Source organism: Enterobacter sp. WCHEn045836 (assembly GCF_003965585.1).
GTDB lineage: Bacteria > Pseudomonadota > Gammaproteobacteria > Enterobacterales > Enterobacteriaceae > Enterobacter > Enterobacter dissolvens.
In genome coordinates this window covers 241972-259145 of the sequence record NZ_RXPT01000002.1, presented here as the reverse complement: position 1 = coordinate 259145, position 17174 = coordinate 241972, and the positions used below count along the sequence as shown (strand labels likewise).

Annotated in this window: 18 protein-coding genes and 1 tRNA gene; 13 read left to right on the top strand and 6 right to left on the bottom strand. The window is 56.2% G+C overall.

The genetic code is table 11. The features are described from left to right. The first annotated feature begins 8 nt into the window (after positions 1-8). From EKN38_RS03645 to ureG, 9 genes are all read left to right on the top strand, one after another. Complete coding sequence (locus tag EKN38_RS03645) at positions 9-1022, top strand: alpha/beta hydrolase (protein WP_014833314.1); 1014 nt, start codon at positions 9-11, stop codon at positions 1020-1022. 148 nt (positions 1023-1170) lie between these two features. Beyond that, positions 1171-1998: an urease accessory protein UreD gene (locus EKN38_RS03640; RefSeq protein WP_014833315.1), complete on the top strand. Its 828-nt coding sequence runs from the start codon at positions 1171-1173 to the stop codon at positions 1996-1998. A gap of 10 nt (positions 1999-2008) precedes the next feature. Next, entirely contained in the window at positions 2009-2311 is a 303-nt protein-coding gene (locus tag EKN38_RS03635; RefSeq protein WP_003862556.1) for an urease subunit gamma, read from the top strand. A 10-nt stretch (positions 2312-2321) separates the two neighbouring features. Further along, entirely contained in the window at positions 2322-2636 is a 315-nt protein-coding gene (locus EKN38_RS03630) for an urease subunit beta (protein WP_014833316.1), read from the top strand. Continuing rightward, entirely contained in the window at positions 2629-4332 is a 1704-nt protein-coding gene (gene ureC, locus EKN38_RS03625; RefSeq protein WP_014833317.1) for an urease subunit alpha, read from the top strand. Before EKN38_RS03630 ends, ureC begins: the two co-directional genes overlap by 8 nt. Before the next feature lie 9 nt (positions 4333-4341). After that, on the top strand, positions 4342-4806 hold the full coding sequence (gene ureE, locus EKN38_RS03620; protein ID WP_014833318.1) for an urease accessory protein UreE: 465 nt from the start codon (positions 4342-4344) through the stop codon (positions 4804-4806). Positions 4807-4815: 9 nt separating this feature from the next. Beyond that, positions 4816-5355 (top strand): HupE/UreJ family protein, encoded by a 540-nt coding sequence (locus tag EKN38_RS03615; RefSeq protein ID WP_014833319.1) that lies wholly within the window; start codon positions 4816-4818, stop codon positions 5353-5355. After that, positions 5355-6029 carry an urease accessory protein UreF gene (locus EKN38_RS03610; RefSeq protein WP_014833320.1) on the top strand — a complete coding sequence of 225 codons (675 nt, stop codon included), beginning with the start codon at positions 5355-5357 and terminating at the stop codon, positions 6027-6029. The genes EKN38_RS03615 and EKN38_RS03610 overlap by 1 nt, the downstream gene beginning before the upstream one ends. A gap of 9 nt (positions 6030-6038) precedes the next feature. Next, complete coding sequence (ureG, locus tag EKN38_RS03605; RefSeq protein ID WP_003862566.1) at positions 6039-6656, top strand: urease accessory protein UreG; 618 nt, start codon at positions 6039-6041, stop codon at positions 6654-6656. 35 nt (positions 6657-6691) lie between these two features. Here ureG and EKN38_RS03600 read toward each other — a convergent pair whose 3' ends face one another. Beyond that, positions 6692-8704, bottom strand: coding sequence for a S8 family peptidase (locus EKN38_RS03600; RefSeq protein WP_014833322.1), 2013 nt, complete (start codon positions 8702-8704; stop codon positions 6692-6694). A gap of 292 nt (positions 8705-8996) precedes the next feature. Beyond that, entirely contained in the window at positions 8997-10010 is a 1014-nt protein-coding gene (tsaD, locus tag EKN38_RS03595) for a tRNA (adenosine(37)-N6)-threonylcarbamoyltransferase complex transferase subunit TsaD (protein ID WP_014833323.1), read from the bottom strand. Between the two features lie 236 nt (positions 10011-10246). Between tsaD and rpsU the strand changes: the two genes are divergently transcribed. The 3 genes from rpsU (at position 10247) to rpoD (ending at position 14325) form a co-directional block, all read left to right on the top strand. Next, a complete protein-coding gene (rpsU, locus tag EKN38_RS03590) occupies positions 10247-10462 on the top strand; it encodes a 30S ribosomal protein S21 (RefSeq protein WP_001144069.1) in 216 nt (71 codons plus the stop codon). Positions 10463-10578: 116 nt separating this feature from the next. Continuing rightward, positions 10579-12324, top strand: a complete 1746-nt coding sequence (dnaG, locus tag EKN38_RS03585) for a DNA primase (RefSeq protein ID WP_014833324.1) — start codon at positions 10579-10581, stop codon at positions 12322-12324. 153 nt (positions 12325-12477) lie between these two features. Further along, positions 12478-14325 carry an RNA polymerase sigma factor RpoD gene (gene rpoD, locus EKN38_RS03580; protein ID WP_013098777.1) on the top strand — a complete coding sequence of 616 codons (1848 nt, stop codon included), beginning with the start codon at positions 12478-12480 and terminating at the stop codon, positions 14323-14325. Positions 14326-14428: 103 nt separating this feature from the next. Here rpoD and mug read toward each other — a convergent pair whose 3' ends face one another. Continuing rightward, a complete protein-coding gene (gene mug / locus EKN38_RS03575; protein WP_014833325.1) occupies positions 14429-14935 on the bottom strand; it encodes a G/U mismatch-specific DNA glycosylase in 507 nt (168 codons plus the stop codon). A 125-nt stretch (positions 14936-15060) separates the two neighbouring features. Here mug and EKN38_RS03570 point away from each other — a divergent pair. Beyond that, a tRNA-Ile gene (locus tag EKN38_RS03570) sits at positions 15061-15136 on the top strand. A 155-nt stretch (positions 15137-15291) separates the two neighbouring features. Here EKN38_RS03570 and EKN38_RS03565 read toward each other — a convergent pair. The 3 genes from EKN38_RS03565 to EKN38_RS03555 form a co-directional block, all read right to left on the bottom strand. Next, positions 15292-15492 carry an ogr/Delta-like zinc finger family protein gene (locus tag EKN38_RS03565; protein ID WP_014833326.1) on the bottom strand — a complete coding sequence of 67 codons (201 nt, stop codon included), beginning with the start codon at positions 15490-15492 and terminating at the stop codon, positions 15292-15294. Positions 15493-15558: 66 nt separating this feature from the next. Next, positions 15559-16704 (bottom strand): phage late control D family protein, encoded by a 1146-nt coding sequence (locus EKN38_RS03560; protein ID WP_014833327.1) that lies wholly within the window; start codon positions 16702-16704, stop codon positions 15559-15561. After that, positions 16701-17165: a phage tail protein gene (locus EKN38_RS03555; protein WP_014833328.1), complete on the bottom strand. Its 465-nt coding sequence runs from the start codon at positions 17163-17165 to the stop codon at positions 16701-16703. Before EKN38_RS03555 ends, EKN38_RS03560 begins: the two co-directional genes overlap by 4 nt. Between the last annotated feature and the right edge of the window lie 9 nt (positions 17166-17174).

Here is a 17174-nt window from a genome sequence, read left to right as displayed (position 1 = left end):
GTACAACCATGAAAACAATGACCGCCATCCTGGTTTCTTCCGTCTTCGCGTCAGCCGCGGCATCCGCTCAAACCAGCAATACCCCAACCCCGACCGCGGGCGTGCAGGCATTTCTTAATGTTCTGAATGCCGGGAAAGGGAAACCGATGGAACAGATGACCCCGCAGGAAGCACGTCAGGTATTGATTGGCGCGCAGCAGGGGGCAAAACTTCCCGCCGCTGACGTTTCAGAAAAAACGATCCAGGTAAATGGTCAGGCGATCAAACTGAAAATAGTGAAACCTGAAAACGCGAGCGGCACGCTCCCGGCATTTATGTTCTTTCACGGCGGCGGTTGGGTGCTGGGTGATTTCCCAACCCACGAACGTTTAATCCGCGACCTCGTTCGCGCTTCCGGCGCCGCTGCGGTTTATGTCGATTACACACCGTCACCTGAAGCCCACTTCCCGGTGGCAATCAATCAGGCCTATGAAGCGACAAAATGGGTAGCCGCGCACGGTCAGGAAATTGGCGTGGATGGTAGCCGTCTGGGTCTGGTCGGTAACAGCGTGGGCGGCAATATGGTGGCTTCCGTGGCGCTGCAGGCAAAACAATTTAATGGGCCAAAAATTCGCTACAACGTCATGCTCTGGCCTGTGACCGATGCGAATTTTGATACTGCCTCGTATAACCAGTTCGAGAACGGCTATTTCCTGTCGAAAAACATGATGAAATGGTTCTGGGATAACTACACCACCCGCGCTGACGATCGCAACAATATCCTGGCCTCTCCGCTTCGCGCCAGCACCGCGCAGTTGAAAGGTTTCCCGGAGACCTTGATTCAGACAGCAGAGCTGGACGTTCTGCGTGATGAAGGTGAAGCCTTCGGGCGTAAACTGGATGCAGCTGGCGTCCCGGTGACCGTCACACGCTATAACGGCATGATCCACGATTACGGCCTGCTCAATCCACTGAGCGAAGAGCCGACGGTCAAGGTTGCCCTTGAGCAGGCCGGCGCAGCGCTGCATGAGCACCTGAAATAACGGCATCGCGATCTTTGTCAGACAGCACGCCTCCCGGGCGTGCTGTTTTGTTTCGTCTTAACCGCCATCCATAAGCGACTCATATGACAGCCTTCATTTCCGCCAGGGCATACTGAAACGACCCCGATGATGAGCAGATGGATGCAGCATGTTAGCAGCTCAGGTCACTGATAATTCATACAAAGGCTGGCAGGCATCGCTTGCCCTGCAGTTTTGTCACACCCCTGAGAAAACCCTCCTGTACTCCGCTCATCACGTCGGGCCGCTTACCGTTCAGCGTCCGTTTTACCCCGAAGGGGAAACCTGCCACCTTTATCTGCTTCATCCGCCCGGCGGGATTGTGGGCGGCGATACGCTGGACATTTCCGTTCGGCTGAACGCCAAAAGCCATACGCTTATCACCATGCCCGGCGCCAGCAAGTTCTATCGCAGCAGCGGCCCGCAGGCCCGTCTGAGCCAGCACTTTTATCTCGATGAAGACGCCACTCTGGAATGGCTGCCGCAGGACACCATTATTTTTCCCGGTGCGAATGCCGCACTGCGCTCCGTCTTCCACCTGAAGGCCTCCAGCACGCTGCTGGCGTGGGAGCTGTACTGCCTGGGCCGCCCGGTGATAAACGAAACCTTCAGCCACGGCACGCTGGAGAGCCGTCTTGAGGTGTGGGTAGATGACGAGCCGCGTCTGATCGAGCGTCAGCATCTCCGCGACGGCGATCTTACCCCTGTTGCCGGGCATCCGTGGCTCGGCACGCTGCTGTTCTATCCGGCCGGGGAAGTGCACCTCGACACGGTGCGCGAGCTGCTCGCACCACTGAATACGTTTGCCGGGGCAACGCTCACTGACGATCTGCTGTCGGTGCGTTTTCTCTCCCACGACAACCTGATTTGCCAGCGGGTGATGCGCGACATCTGGCAGTCGCTTCGCCCGCAGTTAACCTCAAAAACCGCCTGTTCGCCGCGTATCTGGCAGACATAAGAGAAACATTATGGAACTGACCCCCAGAGAAAAAGACAAGCTGTTGCTGTTCACCGCCGCGCTGGTTGCCGAACGCCGCCTTGCGCGCGGGGTAAAGCTCAATTACCCGGAATCGGTCGCGCTGATCAGCGCCTTCATTATGGAAGGCGCGCGCGATGGCGAAACCGTCGCCTCACTGATGGAAGCGGGCCGTCACGTCCTGACGCGCGACCAGGTGATGGAGGGCGTACCGGAGATGATCCCGGATATTCAGGTGGAAGCCACCTTCCCGGACGGGTCAAAGCTCGTCACCGTGCATAACCCGATCGTGTAAGGAGCGCGTGATGATCCCAGGCGAGTATCAGATCCAACCCGGCACTATTGCCCTTAACGTCGGGCGCGAAACCCGGCGTGTCATCGTCGAAAATCACGGTGACCGACCGATCCAGGTGGGATCGCACTACCACTTTTACGAGGTGAATCCGGCGCTGAAGTTTGACCGGGAAGCCACCAAAGGCTACCGGCTGAATATTCCGGCAGGCACCGCCGTGCGTTTCGAACCTGGCCAGAAGCGCGAAGTGACGCTGGTTAAGGTCACCGGAGCGCAGCGCATTTTCGGTTTCCGTGGTGACGTGATGGGAGAAGTGAAAAATGGCTGAAATTTCGCGCCAGGCTTATGCCGATATGTTCGGCCCCACCACCGGCGATAAAGTACGATTAGCCGACAGTGAGCTGTGGATCGAAGTGGAAGACGATCTCACCGTCTACGGCGAAGAGGTTAAATTTGGCGGCGGGAAAGTGATCCGTGACGGCATGGGCCAGGGGCAGATGACCGCGCAAGACTGCGTGGATCTGGTGCTGACTAACGCGTTGATTGTCGATCACTGGGGGATCGTGAAAGCGGATATCGGCGTGAAGAACGGGCGGATCTTCGCCGTCGGCAAAGCCGGTAACCCTGACATTCAGCCTGGCGTAACGATCCCGATCGGTGCCGCCACAGAAGTGATCGCCGCTGAAGGGAAGATCGTCACCGCTGGCGGGATCGACACCCACATCCACTGGATCTGCCCGCAACAGGCCGAAGAGGCGCTGGTTTCCGGCGTCACAACGATGATCGGCGGCGGTACGGGACCTGCGGCAGGGACCAACGCCACCACCTGCACGCCGGGACCGTGGTATATCGCCCGTATGCTGCAGGCTGCCGATACCCTGCCGGTGAATATCGGCCTGCTCGGCAAAGGTAACGGTTCAAACCCGGATGCCCTGCGCGAGCAGATAGTCGCCGGTGCCATCGGACTTAAGATCCACGAAGACTGGGGCGCGACGCCCGCGGCCATCAACTGCTCGCTGGAGGTGGCGGAAGAGATGGACATTCAGGTGGCGCTGCACAGCGACACGCTGAACGAATCCGGTTTCGTCGAAGACACGCTGGCCGCCATTGGCGGGCGCACCATCCATACTTTCCACACTGAAGGAGCAGGCGGTGGCCACGCGCCGGATATTATTACCGCCTGCGCACACCCCAATATTCTGCCCTCCTCCACCAACCCGACGCTGCCCTATACGGTCAATACCATCGATGAACATCTCGACATGCTGATGGTCTGCCACCACCTCGACCCGGATATCGCCGAGGACGTAGCCTTTGCCGAATCGCGTATTCGCCGGGAAACCATCGCCGCGGAGGATGTGCTGCACGATATCGGCGCATTCTCGCTGACCTCTTCTGATTCCCAGGCGATGGGCCGCGTGGGCGAAGTGATTATCCGCACCTGGCAGGTGGCGCACCGCATGAAGGTGCAGCGCGGCGCACTGCCGGAAGAGACCGGCGATAACGACAACTTTCGCGTGAAGCGCTACGTCGCCAAATACACCATTAACCCGGCACTTACCCACGGTATCGCCCACGAAGTGGGCTCCATCGAGGCGGGCAAGCTGGCGGATTTAGTGGTCTGGTCCCCGGCGTTCTTTGGCGTGAAACCCGCCACCATCGTCAAGGGCGGGATGATCGCCTGCGCGCCGATGGGCGATATCAACGCCTCGATTCCCACGCCGCAACCGGTCCACTACCGCCCGATGTTTGGTGCGCTGGGTGCCGCACGCCACGCCACCCGGCTGACGTTTGTCTCGCAGGCTGCTGACGCGCTGGGAATGGCACAACAGCTCAACCTGCAGAGCGCCACAGCGGTGGTCAAAGGCTGCCGGACGGTGAAAAAAGCCGACATGATCCACAACGGCCTGCAGCCAAATATCACCGTCGATTCGCAAACCTATGAAGTGCGCGTCGACGGCGAACTGATAACCAGCGAACCGGCTGACGTTCTGCCGATGGCGCAACGCTATTTCCTGTTTTGAGGAGTGATGATGATCTATTTAACCCAACGCCTGGACCATGCGCATCCGATCACCGCCAGCGTCACGCTGCCGATTGACGTGCGGGTGAAAAGCCGCGCCCGCGTGGCGCTGAACGACGGGCGCGAAGCCGGGCTGATGCTGCCGCGCGGTTTACTGTTGCGCGGCGGCGACCTGCTCTGTAACGAAGACGGCAGCGAGGTGATCGAAGTGATTGCCGCCCCGGAGTCCGTCTCCGTGGTGCGCTGCGACGATCCTTTCCTGCTCGCCCGCGCCTGCTACCACCTGGGTAACCGCCATGTGCCGCTGCAAATCATGCCCGGCGAGCTGCGCTATCACCACGATCATGTCCTCGACGACATGCTGCGCCAGTTTGGGCTGGAAGTGACCTTTGCCAGCCTGCCGTTTGAACCCGAAGCGGGGGCCTACACCAGCGAGGCCCACAGTCATAGCCACGCTCACGCTCATTCACATTAAGGATTCATCATGCGCAAGTACTTACCCCTGTTACTGCTGGCTTTTTCCCTGCCTGCGCTGGCACATCCAGGACACGGTGCCGACAGCTTCCATGCTGGTTTTTTCCACCCACTGACCGGACTTGATCACCTGCTGATGCTTGCCGGCGCGGGCGTGCTCTCCGCGCTGAGCGGCCGCAAGCTGCTGCTGCCTTTTGCCACCCTCGGGATGATGCTCGTCGGTGCCATTGCAGGCAGCCTGCTCGGCGGCTTTAGCGGCATGGAGATGCTGATTATCGCCTCGCTGGGCATCTGCGGCGTGATGATGTTTAAAACCGAAAATCGTCTGCTGCTGGCGGTGCCTGCCCTGGCGATGTTCCACGGCTGGGCGCACGGGGTGGAGATGTCCGGCCACAGCTTCTGGCTCTTCACCAGCGGCTTTATGCTGGCCAGCGCCACGGTGCTGTGCGCCAGCTTCGCCGCGGGGTTACTGCTGCGCCGCCACGACGGACTGCGTAAAACTTTTGGCGGCGGGCTTATCGTCTCTGCCCTGCTGGCGCTGATGAGCTGATGGAGCTCGCCCGCCAGCGTCTGCGCCTGATGCAGCTCTCCAGCAGCAGCCTGCCGGTCGGGTCGTTTACCTGGTCACAGGGGCTGGAGTGGGCCGTCGAGACAGGCTGGGTTACCGATGCAGAGGCGTTCAAAAACTGGCAAACCCTGCAGATGGAGCAGAGCTTTTTCTGCGTCGACCTGCCGCTATTTGCCCGGCTCTACCGGGCCTGTGAAGAGGGCGATCTGGCGGCAGCAAAACGCTGGACGTCATATCTGCTCGCCTGTCGGGAAACCCGTGAACTGCGGGAAGAAGAACGCAATCGCGGCGCCGCCTTTACGCGGCTCATCAAAAGCTGGGAGCCGGACTGTCCGGCCCCGTGGCAGCCGCTGTTTATGCAGAGCCAGCTCAGCGGCATGGCGTGGCTCGGCGTGCGTTGGGGTATCAGCGCGCACGAGATGGCGCTGAGTCTGGGCTACAGCTGGATTGAGAGCGCGGTGATGGCCGGCGTCAAGCTGGTGCCGTTTGGGCAACAGGCCGCGCAGCAGCTGATTATCGAACTCAGCGATCATTTTGCCGTCGGGTTTGAACAGGCATTTTTACGTGACGATGAGGCACTGGGCGCGGCGACGCCGCTGTCCGCCATCGCCTCTGCGCGCCACGAAACACAATATTCACGACTATTTCGTTCCTGAGGAAGCAACATGGCTGATTACAAACATCCCCTGCGCGTGGGCGTGGGTGGCCCGGTGGGGTCGGGTAAAACCGCGCTGCTGGAAGCGCTTTGCAAGGCAATGCGCGACACGTATCACCTGGCGGTGGTGACGAATGATATCTACACCAAAGAGGATCAGCGCATCCTGACCGAAGCAGGCGCGCTTGAGCCGGAGCGCATCGTCGGGGTGGAGACCGGCGGCTGCCCGCACACCGCCATCCGCGAAGATGCGTCAATGAACCTGGCCGCAGTGGAAGCGCTCAGCGAGAAGTTCGGTAACCTGGATCTGATCTTCGTTGAAAGCGGCGGCGATAACCTGAGCGCCACCTTCAGCCCGGAGCTGGCGGATCTGACCATTTACGTGATCGACGTGGCCGAAGGGGAGAAGATCCCGCGCAAGGGCGGGCCGGGGATCACCAAATCCGATTTTCTGGTGATCAACAAAACCGACCTGGCCCCCTACGTTGGCGCCTCACTGGAGGTGATGGAGCGCGACACAAACCGCATGCGCGGCGAGCGTCCGTGGACCTTTACCAACCTGAAAGCGGGGGATGGTCTGGCGACGATTATTGCGTTTCTGGAAGAAAAAGGCATGCTGCGGATCTGAATAAACCGGCCTGGTGCAATGCCAGGCCGTGTGGGTTATTTACAGCTGTTATTGGAAGCGCCCTGTTCACGCCATGCGCCCCACTGCCCGCCGGTTCCCGGGGTTTCCTGGCCCGGGTTGACATACCACTGGTTGAACCAAATTTTTCCGTTGTAAGAGACTTTGGTGCATTTGGTCGGGTAAGCAATTTTGGCGTTATAGGCCGGTGCAGCAGGTTTTACCGGCGTATCGTCTTTTGCCGGGGTGTCGTCTTTCGCGGGTACCGCAGGCTTAGTGACCTTAATGGTCATGCTGTCCGTCGCGGTACGGCCGTCTGCGCCGGTTGTGGTCAGCGTGAAGATCGCTTCTCCCTCGCTGTTGGCAGGAATGACGGCATAGGCATGCGCGCTATCCACGCTCTTCACCAGCGTGCCGTTCAGTTTCGCTTCCAGTGAGAAGGTTTCAGCCCCTTTCGTCACACTCCAGTTATACGATTTGGCATTCAGGCTCTTGCTGCCGTCCAGCGGGTAGGTGCTCACGCCAGTAGCCGGAGACACCATGGTGTAATCTGCCCCTGCCGCAGCCGTTGGGGCCGGCGCGACAGGCGTGTTACCGTCTTTCAGCGCCATAATGCGGGCTACCGCGCGCTCCATGTCAGGCTGTGTACCCACTTTCGCCGACTCCCCGTTCGCCAGCGGCGTACCGGTCTCCGCCAGAATCTGACGCATCTGACGCGGCGTCACGGTGATACCGTTGGCTTTCGCAATGCCCGACAGGCTCGCGACCACGCCGGCAATAATCGGGTTCGCGGACGACGTGCCGGCGAACGTCGACGTATACTGTGCGTTTGGCGCATTATAAAGGTTGCCAAAGCCCGCGCTGACTACATCCCAGCATCCCCATGACGAACTGGTGACGCGCGATCCGTAGGTACTAAAGTAGGCTCTCTTACCCTCCTTCGCACAAAACGCACCGGCAATGATGGCCCCGGAATCGCGGACATTAACGTCAAATTTACCGTTAAACGCACTATGATCGAGGTTAACGTTGCCGTTCCCTGCCGCTTCAATGACATAGACGCCTTTATCGGTGAGAGCCTTGATGATGTCGTAGTAGCTCTGCACATTCTCCTGCGGCACGTAGCAGGTTGTGGTGCACCCTGTGATCTCACCGCCGCCGGTCTGCATGCCAATCTGTACGACATCGCCTGCTTTGAGCAACGGGATCATGTTATAGAGGTTGTTATAGTGCCAGTCGCTGAAGCCCACGCGGCTTTTCCAGCTAAGCCCACGGACGCCTGCGCCAATGTCTCTTGCCGCCATAATCCCCACTGAAGCCGTATCATGATCGTCAACATATTTATTGCTGCCCTGAATCAGAGCTGGCTTCGGCAGGTTGATATGGTTGACGTTCCAGATATCGTTCTCCATGGAGATAATCGTGACACCCTCCCCCTCGTTGCCAGGATATTTATTAACACTGTCCCGATTGACGCCGCCCATATAATAGCCCTGACGTTTGTCAGTGGGCGATTTAGTGTAATATTGCTGGCTACGAAAGTCTGGTACTGACGATGCCCCCACCGAGCTTTGCACCGTTGATTTTAATGGTGGCTTATTTTGATGTTCTTCACCACTGTATTTATCTAATGATACCGGGACGCTTTCCGGGTAGACCATTTCCACATTCTGGTTTTGTTCCAGTTCCGTAATGACGCGATTGATATAATTTTTATCGGTGCTTTTATTTTCCGGCAAATCAATCCGCACATAACGATCAAAACCGTAGCGTGCATTCAGCTGTGCAAACTCATCAGATTGGGTACTGCGCAGTTTATTTGGACGGAACATACTGGTCGGCACCAGAGCGGGGTCGCTCAGCGTCAGCGTATTTGCCGTGGTTGTGGTTGTACTGGTGGATTTGAGCAACGGTTTGCCCGGCTTCAGCTTCACCACAATCGCAATATAGGATTCGCCGTCCTGGGCAAACTCTGCCTGTGGCGTGGTTTCAGCAAAGGCAGAACATGTCACTGCCGCACATATTAAGAGTGAGAGAAGACTTTTTTTCATTTCGCCAACGTTCCTTTATGACATTTTGATGAGGGAGTTCCTTTTTACAGGATGAATTAACTCCCCATCACAGCCAATAAAAACGCAGGGTAAAAATAGTCAAAATAGATTGGGAAATATGTCAACCATGATAAGGCAATAATAAGCAAGGAACGAATAAAATAAAAATATCCGTTGAATTATTGAGTCGGTGAAAATGCGGGGGTTATAAAATAATTTGCTCTAATAGAGTAATGAATCTTCACTGCCTGCTTATCACCGCCCGAATGTCTGACATTCGGGCGGTGAATTGTCACGCCTCTGGCAACTCCGCCAGCGGCCAGCGAGGACGCACGGAGACGCTCAGATCGGACGTTGCGCCAGCGTTCAGGCGTACCATTCCGGCGTAGGCGATCATCGCCCCGTTATCGGTACAGAATTCCGGACGCGCATAGAACACTTCCCCGCGACGTTTTTGCATCATCTCCGCCAGCTTCGTGCGCAGCGTGCGGTTAGCGCTAACGCCACCCGCCATGACCAGGCGCTTAAAACCGGTCTGATCCAGCGCGCGTTTGCACTTGATCATCAGCGTATCGACCACCGCATCTTCGAACGCACGGGCGATATCCGCACGGGTCTGCTCGCTGTCGTCATTATTGCGGATGGTATTGGCGGCAAAGGTTTTCAGGCCAGAGAAGCTGAAATCCAGCCCCGGACGGTCGGTCATCGGACGCGGGAAGACAAAACGCCCTTCCGTACCCTGCGACGCCATTTTCGAGAGCATCGGGCCACCCGGGTAATCCAGACCGAGCAATTTGGCGGTTTTGTCGAAGGCTTCTCCGGCGGCGTCATCAATCGACTCGCCCAACAGCTCATACTTGCCGATGCCGGTCACGCTAATCAGCTGGGTATGGCCGCCTGAGACCAGCAGCGCCACAAACGGGAATTCGGGTGGATTCTCTTCCAGCATCGGCGCCAGAAGATGCCCTTCCATATGGTGAACCGGAATGGCCGGAACATCCCACGCGAAGGCCAGGGAACGGCCCACCGTGGCACCGACCAGCAGCGCGCCGACCAGACCCGGGCCTGCCGTGTAGGCGACGGCATCAATATCAGTTGAGTTCAATCCGGCCTCTTTCAGCGCCGCCTGAATCAGGGGAACCGTTTTACGCACGTGGTCACGAGAGGCCAGTTCAGGCACGACGCCGCCGTAGTCAGCATGCAATTTCACCTGACTATACAGTTGGTTGGCAAGAAGCCCTTTTTCGTCGTCGTAAATGGCGATGCCGGTTTCATCGCAGGATGTTTCAATACCCAGTACACGCATGACTTGTTTTACCTCGTTTCAGTACCGCGCAGTGTAGAGCCTGGGCGGGTTGATGTAAAACTTTGTTCGCCCCAGGACATCCGCTCGTGTATACTCTTCCCCCTTATAAAAGTCCCTTTCAAAAACGCGTCGGTGCTTTACAAAGCAGCAGCATTTGCAGTAAAATTCCGCACCATTTTGAAATAAGCTGGCGTTGATGCCAGCGGCAAACCGAATTTATCAAAGGTGAGAGTTACATGCCGGTAATTAAAGTACGTGAAAACGAGCCGTTCGACGTAGCACTGCGTCGCTTCAAACGTTCATGCGAGAAAGCAGGTGTTCTGGCTGAAGTTCGTCGTCGTGAGTTCTATGAAAAACCAACGACTGAACGTAAGCGCGCTAAAGCTTCTGCAGTGAAACGTCACGCGAAGAAACTGGCTCGCGAAAACGCACGCCGTACTCGTCTGTACTAATCCGTTGAGGGCGATAGTCCTCAATTGACAGACAGAGTAATAGTCGTAAGGCCGTGCTTCCGGAAGGAATGCGCGGCTTGTTTTCGTTTATGAGTTGCTAAAAACTTTTGGGGCATATGGCCGGACGAATCCCACGCGTTTTCATCAATGACCTGCTGGCAAGAACCGACATCGTCGATCTCATCGACGCGCGGGTAAAGCTGAAAAAGCAGGGCAAGAACTACCATGCGTGCTGTCCTTTCCATAACGAAAAAACCCCCTCCTTCACCGTCAACGGTGAAAAGCAGTTTTACCATTGCTTCGGCTGTGGCGCACACGGTAATGCCGTCGATTTTTTAATGAACTATGACAAGCTCGAGTTCGTTGAAACTGTCGAAGAGCTGGCCGCGATGCACAACCTTGAAGTGCCGTATGAAGCGGGCAGTGGACCAAGCCAGATAGAGCGCCATCAGCGTCAAACGCTGTATCAACTGATGGATGGCCTGAATTCGTTTTACCAACAGTCTCTTAAGCACTCTGCGGCTGAGCCTGCGCGTCAATATCTGAACAAGCGCGGACTGAGCGACGATGTTATTGCGCGTTTCGCTATTGGTTACGCCCCGCCCGGCTGGGACAACGTGTTAAAGCGTTTTGGCGGCAATAGCGAAGATCGTAAATCGCTGATCGACGCAGGCATGCTGGTCACCAACGACCAGGGACGAAGCTACGACCGCTTCCGCGAACGGGTGATGTTCCCGATCCGCGACAAGCGTGGCCGGGTGATTGGTTTTGGGGGACGCGTGCTGGGTGATGCCCTGCCCAAGTACCTCAACTCCCCGGAAACCGACATTTTCCATAAGGGCCGCCAGCTTTACGGCCTTTATGAAGCGCAGCAGGCGAATGCGGAACCTCCGCGCCTTCTGGTCGTCGAAGGGTATATGGATGTCGTTGCGCTGGCGCAGTACGACATCAATTACGCGGTGGCCTCGTTGGGTACCTCCACCACGGCCGATCATATTCAGCTGCTGTTTCGGGTGACCAACAACGTCATCTGCTGTTACGACGGTGACCGTGCAGGGCGCGATGCCGCCTGGCGTGCGCTGGAAACTGCGCTACCTTATATGACCGACGGGCGGCAGTTACGCTTTATGTTCCTGCCCGACGGTGAAGACCCGGATACGCTGGTGCGTAAAGAGGGCAAAGCGGCGTTTGAAGCGCGGATGGAGCAGGCTCAGCCGCTCTCCACGTTCTTGTTTAACAGCCTGATGCCGCAGGTTGATTTGAGTACTCCTGACGGGCGCGCGCAGCTCAGTACGCTGGCGCTGCCATTAATTAGCCAGGTGCCCGGCGAAACGCTGCGCATCTATCTGCGTCAGGAGTTAGGCAACAAGCTCGGCATTCTGGATGACAGCCAGCTTGAACGTTTAATGCCAAAACAGGCTGAAAACGGCACGGTTCGCCCCGCGCCTCAGCTAAAACGCACAACCATGCGTATACTGATAGGGTTACTGGTCCAAAACCCCGAACTTGCGCCGCAAGTGCCATCGCTGGCGGGTTTGAACCACGAAAAATTGCCCGGACTGGGCTTATTTTCAGAACTGGTCAACACATGTTTGTCTCAGCCAGGTCTGACCACCGGACAACTTTTAGAACATTATCGCGGCACAAAAGAGGCCGCTACCCTTGAAAAATTGTCGATGTGGGACGATATAGCAGATAAGGACATTGCAGAAAAAACGTTCACCGACTCACTCAACCATATGTTTGATTCGATGCTTGAGTTGCGCCAGGAAGAGTTGATTGCTCGCGAGCGCACACACGGCTTAAGCAGCGAAGAACGCCGGGAACTGTGGATGATTAACCAGGAACTGGCGAAGAAATAAAAGAATTTAACGGCTTAAGTGCCGAATATCGATCGGGAAGCCCCCGGCAGCCGCACTGAGAGGCAGCGGCAAAAATATAAGTACGCCCTCGCTTTAAAGGTTGGCAAACCATCGCCGACACCAATCAAACGAATTAAGTGTGGATACCGTCTTATGGAGCAAAACCCGCAGTCACAGCTGAAACTTCTTGTCCAACGTGGTAAGGAGCAAGGCTATCTGACCTATGCCGAGGTCAATGACCATCTGCCGGAAGATATCGTCGATTCAGATCAAATCGAAGACATCATCCAAATGATCAATGACATGGGCATTCAGGTGATGGAAGAAGCACCGGATGCCGATGATCTGTTGCTGGCTGAAACCTCCAACAACACTGACGAAGATGCGGAAGAAGCTGCTGCACAGGTACTGTCCAGCGTGGAATCTGAAATCGGGCGTACCACTGACCCGGTCCGCATGTACATGCGCGAAATGGGTACCGTTGAACTGTTGACCCGCGAAGGCGAAATTGACATCGCAAAACGCATCGAAGACGGGATCAACCAGGTTCAGTGCTCTGTTGCTGAGTACCCGGAAGCGATCACCTATCTGCTGGAGCAGTACGATCGCGTTGAAGCGGAAGAAGCGCGCCTGTCCGATCTGATCACCGGTTTTGTCGACCCGAACGCTGAAGAAGATATGGCGCCAACCGCCACTCACGTCGGTTCTGAACTGTCTCAGGAAGAGATGGATGACGACGAAGACGAAGATGAAGAAGAGAGCGACGACGACAGCGCCGATGATGACAACAGCATCGACCCGGAACTGGCACGTGAGAAGTTCGCCGAACTGCGTACCCAGTACGAAGTGACGCGTGACACCATCAAAGCCAAAGGTCGCAGTCACGCTGCTGCTCAGGAAGAGATCCTGAAACTGTCTGAAGTCTTCAAACAGTTCCGCCTGGTGCCAAAACAGTTCGACTACCTGGTGAACAGCATGCGCGTGATGATGGATCGCGTACGTACCCAGGAACGCATCATCATGAAACTGTGCGTTGAGCAGTGCAAAATGCCGAAGAAGAACTTCATCACCCTCTTCACCGGCAACGAAACCAGCGAAACCTGGTTCAACGCGGCTATCGCGATGAACAAGCCGTGGTCTGAAAAACTGCACGACGTGAAAGAAGACGTGCATCGCGGTCTGCAGAAGCTGCAGCAGATTGAAGAAGAGACCGGCCTGACCATTGAGCAGGTTAAAGACATCAACCGTCGTATGTCCATCGGTGAAGCGAAAGCCCGCCGTGCGAAGAAAGAGATGGTTGAAGCAAACTTACGTCTGGTTATCTCTATCGCCAAGAAATACACCAACCGCGGTCTGCAGTTCCTGGATCTGATTCAGGAAGGCAACATCGGTCTGATGAAAGCGGTAGATAAGTTTGAATACCGTCGTGGTTACAAGTTCTCCACCTATGCGACCTGGTGGATCCGTCAGGCGATTACCCGCTCTATCGCGGATCAGGCGCGCACCATCCGTATTCCGGTGCATATGATTGAGACCATCAACAAGCTCAACCGTATTTCCCGCCAGATGCTGCAGGAGATGGGCCGCGAGCCGACGCCGGAAGAGCTGGCTGAACGCATGCTGATGCCAGAAGACAAAATCCGCAAAGTGCTGAAGATCGCCAAAGAGCCAATCTCCATGGAAACACCAATCGGTGATGATGAAGATTCGCATCTGGGTGATTTCATCGAGGATACTACCCTCGAGCTGCCGCTGGACTCTGCCACCACCGAGAGCCTGCGTGCTGCCACGCACGACGTGCTGGCTGGTCTGACCGCCCGAGAAGCGAAAGTACTGCGTATGCGTTTCGGTATTGATATGAATACCGACCACACGCTGGAAGAAGTGGGTAAACAGTTCGATGTTACCCGCGAACGTATCCGTCAGATCGAAGCGAAGGCGCTGCGTAAACTGCGCCATCCGAGCCGCTCTGAAGTGCTGCGTAGCTTCCTGGACGATTAATCCAGGTAAACAGCAAAAAGCTCCCAATCGGGAGCTTTTTTTTTGTTTATTCCCTCTCCCTGTGGGAGAGGGCCAGGGTGAGGGAATCAGGCCGCAGAGGCCCCTAGAGCCCCCGCACCACCAGCGCCTCGTCGAGCTCCCTGTAAGCTTCCACCAGTTTATCCAGCGTTGCCCTGTTAAGTCCGCTCGGGTTTGGCAGCACCCATACCTGCGTCACGCCGATAGTGATGGCCTGTTTCCCCCATTTCACCCCGCGCTGGCTGAACGCCTGCTCATAGGCCTGTTTGCCCAGAATCGCCAGCGCGGCAGGCTGGTAGTCTTCGATCTTCTTAATCAGTTCCCGCCCGCCAGTGCGCAGTTCATGCAGGTGGACTTCGCTCGCCTGCACGGTAGGTCGCTCCACCAGCATGGTGATCCCGCAGCGCGTATCCAGCAGATGCTGCTCCTCTTCAGGCTTGAGTAAGCGGTCGGTAAACCCGGCCTGGTAGATCACTTTCCAGAAGCGGTTCCCCGGATGAGCAAAGTGAAAACCGGTATGCGCCGAGGATTTACCGGGGTTGATCCCGCAGAAGACCACCCGTAGTCCCGGGGCCAGAATATCGTTGATCATGTTTACTCCCGATTGATACATCATCATGGAAGTATAAAGGATTGATTATGCGTTGTTTATAAAAACAGCAGGCGGGTGTGAATGGCTGGATTGCGGCGGGGAGTTACATTATAATCCACCGCCACGGCCCCTTAGCTCAGTGGTTAGAGCAGGCGACTCATAATCGCTTGGTCGCTGGTTCAAGTCCAGCAGGGGCCACCAAATTTTAGCTTTAGAATCATATAATTAAGCCACTCACATGAGTGGCTTTTTTGTTGGCTCAATTTGCAGTGGCGATGAAATGGCGGTATCGCTGAGTTGTTACAGGGATAAAAAAAAACCGCACGAGGCGGTTTTTTTGACTGATGCGGCTATCGCTAACTGCGGTTCACCGAGGGCGCCCGGGCACGCTCTGGCATGCCAGGGGCTGCAATCAGGCGCTCAACAGACTCCATGGTGACAAACGTACAGCTGCAATCAACGTTGGTACACTGGTGATAACGCTCTTTGGTATTTTCACTCAAATAGCGACTGGTTCGCGCATGTGCCGAGTGCTTACATTTAGGACAATGAAACATACCGCCTCCGTTTAATTCACTTTTTGTGAATTAATAATACCCCAAAGACGTAAAATTAAAAGCATACTACTCGCTTTCGATGGAAAATTTTTCGTCGGCAATGTCAGGTTCAAGATTCACCTCCGTCGTAAAGCCTCTTCCGTCAAGGGTGTGTACGACCCGGCTGACGATCCACGCTTGCTCGTCAATCGCCCGCTTAAAGCCTTTTACCTGAAGGGGGGTTTCGGGAAAAAGGTCAGCTTTCCCCAGCGCCAGCTGGATTGAAAATTTCACCACCCCGCGCTGTAAAGCGCGCCATTTGGCTTCAGCCGCTCTGAGTGCCTGCGCTTCGGAGGCAAAAATAGTGGTCAACTCAAAGACGTTATCGGCGGCACCAACCAATGTCTCCTGCGGCGTTTGCTCCGTGCTGCCGGATACGGCTGCGGCATCCGGATGAGGTAACGCACCTGTCGCTGCCGCCTGAGGCAGACGATTGATGCTGACCTTGGGGTGTTGTTGTTTAGGATCGCTCGTTTGCAGCCATTTGGCCGTCACGCCGGAATACGCTTCGCGATCGGCGATGGAAAAGCTGTGTTTATCGCCATCGGCGCGTTCAATCACCTTCAACGGAACCGGTTTGCCGCTGGCCGTCACGGCGCCGCCCGCTTTCATGAAAAGCACCTTCCCTTCCTTAACGGCGACAAACGCGCCATTGCGTTCAGCCAGGCGGGAGAGAAACGCGGCATCGGACTCCTGAGTCTGGTCGATATGCGCAATGGCTATGGATGAAAATTCCGCCGCCACGCTGGCGCTAAGCTGGTTGCGCTGCGCGATGGTATCAACAATTGCGCCGAGGGTGGTGTCATGCCATGACTGCTCGCGACGAACGTTGAGCTTGCCACGAAAATCGGCGCTGCGCCCACGAATGGTTAACCGGTCCGGCGCCCCCCGAAATTCAATATCATCGACCGTGAAATTCCCCTTCGGCTCCAGAGGGGTACCCTGCCAGCCCAGCCATAGAGTAATAAACGCGCCGCGAGCCGGCAGGTCTAACAGACCGTCGGAATCATCCAGCTCAATGTCCACCTGATCGGCTTCCAGGCCTCGGTTGTCAGTCATGGTCAAGCGGATAAGGCGATGGCTAAAATTTTGCGTAATATCACGGCCATTAAGCTTGAGCATAAAATCGGGGGCGATTTTCCCCCCCGCCCGGATATTCATTTCCGTGATCATCCCAGCAGCCCTCCGATTTCGGTACGCGCGCTGGTCACCAGCTCTTCAGCCTGTGTTCTCAGGTCGCCAAACATCGCCATCAGCGATTCATCAACCCGCTTCAGAGAAAGCGTAAAATCAATTTTACGCGCCGTACCATCGCTGTAAAAATCCGTATGGGTGTGCGTGACCTTATCAATCACAAACATGCCATGGATAATGCCCGTCCCGTCAATCAGCGGCCAGGCCCGCCCCTCATTCGCCATCAGTTCGATGGCTTTGAGGGACAATCGCCCTCCGGTAATTTCAGGATAAAGCGTTCCGGAGAGCGTATGGGATGTATCGCCCTCACCCAGATACTGCCAGGCTTTGGGCTTCCCGATGCGATCGTTAGAGGCCCAGCGGTAATCCTTTGAAAACTGCATTGACTGATACGGCAAGGTTCGTCGCTCAAAGACAAACAGCCCCAGCACCATTAACATTTTCTCTCT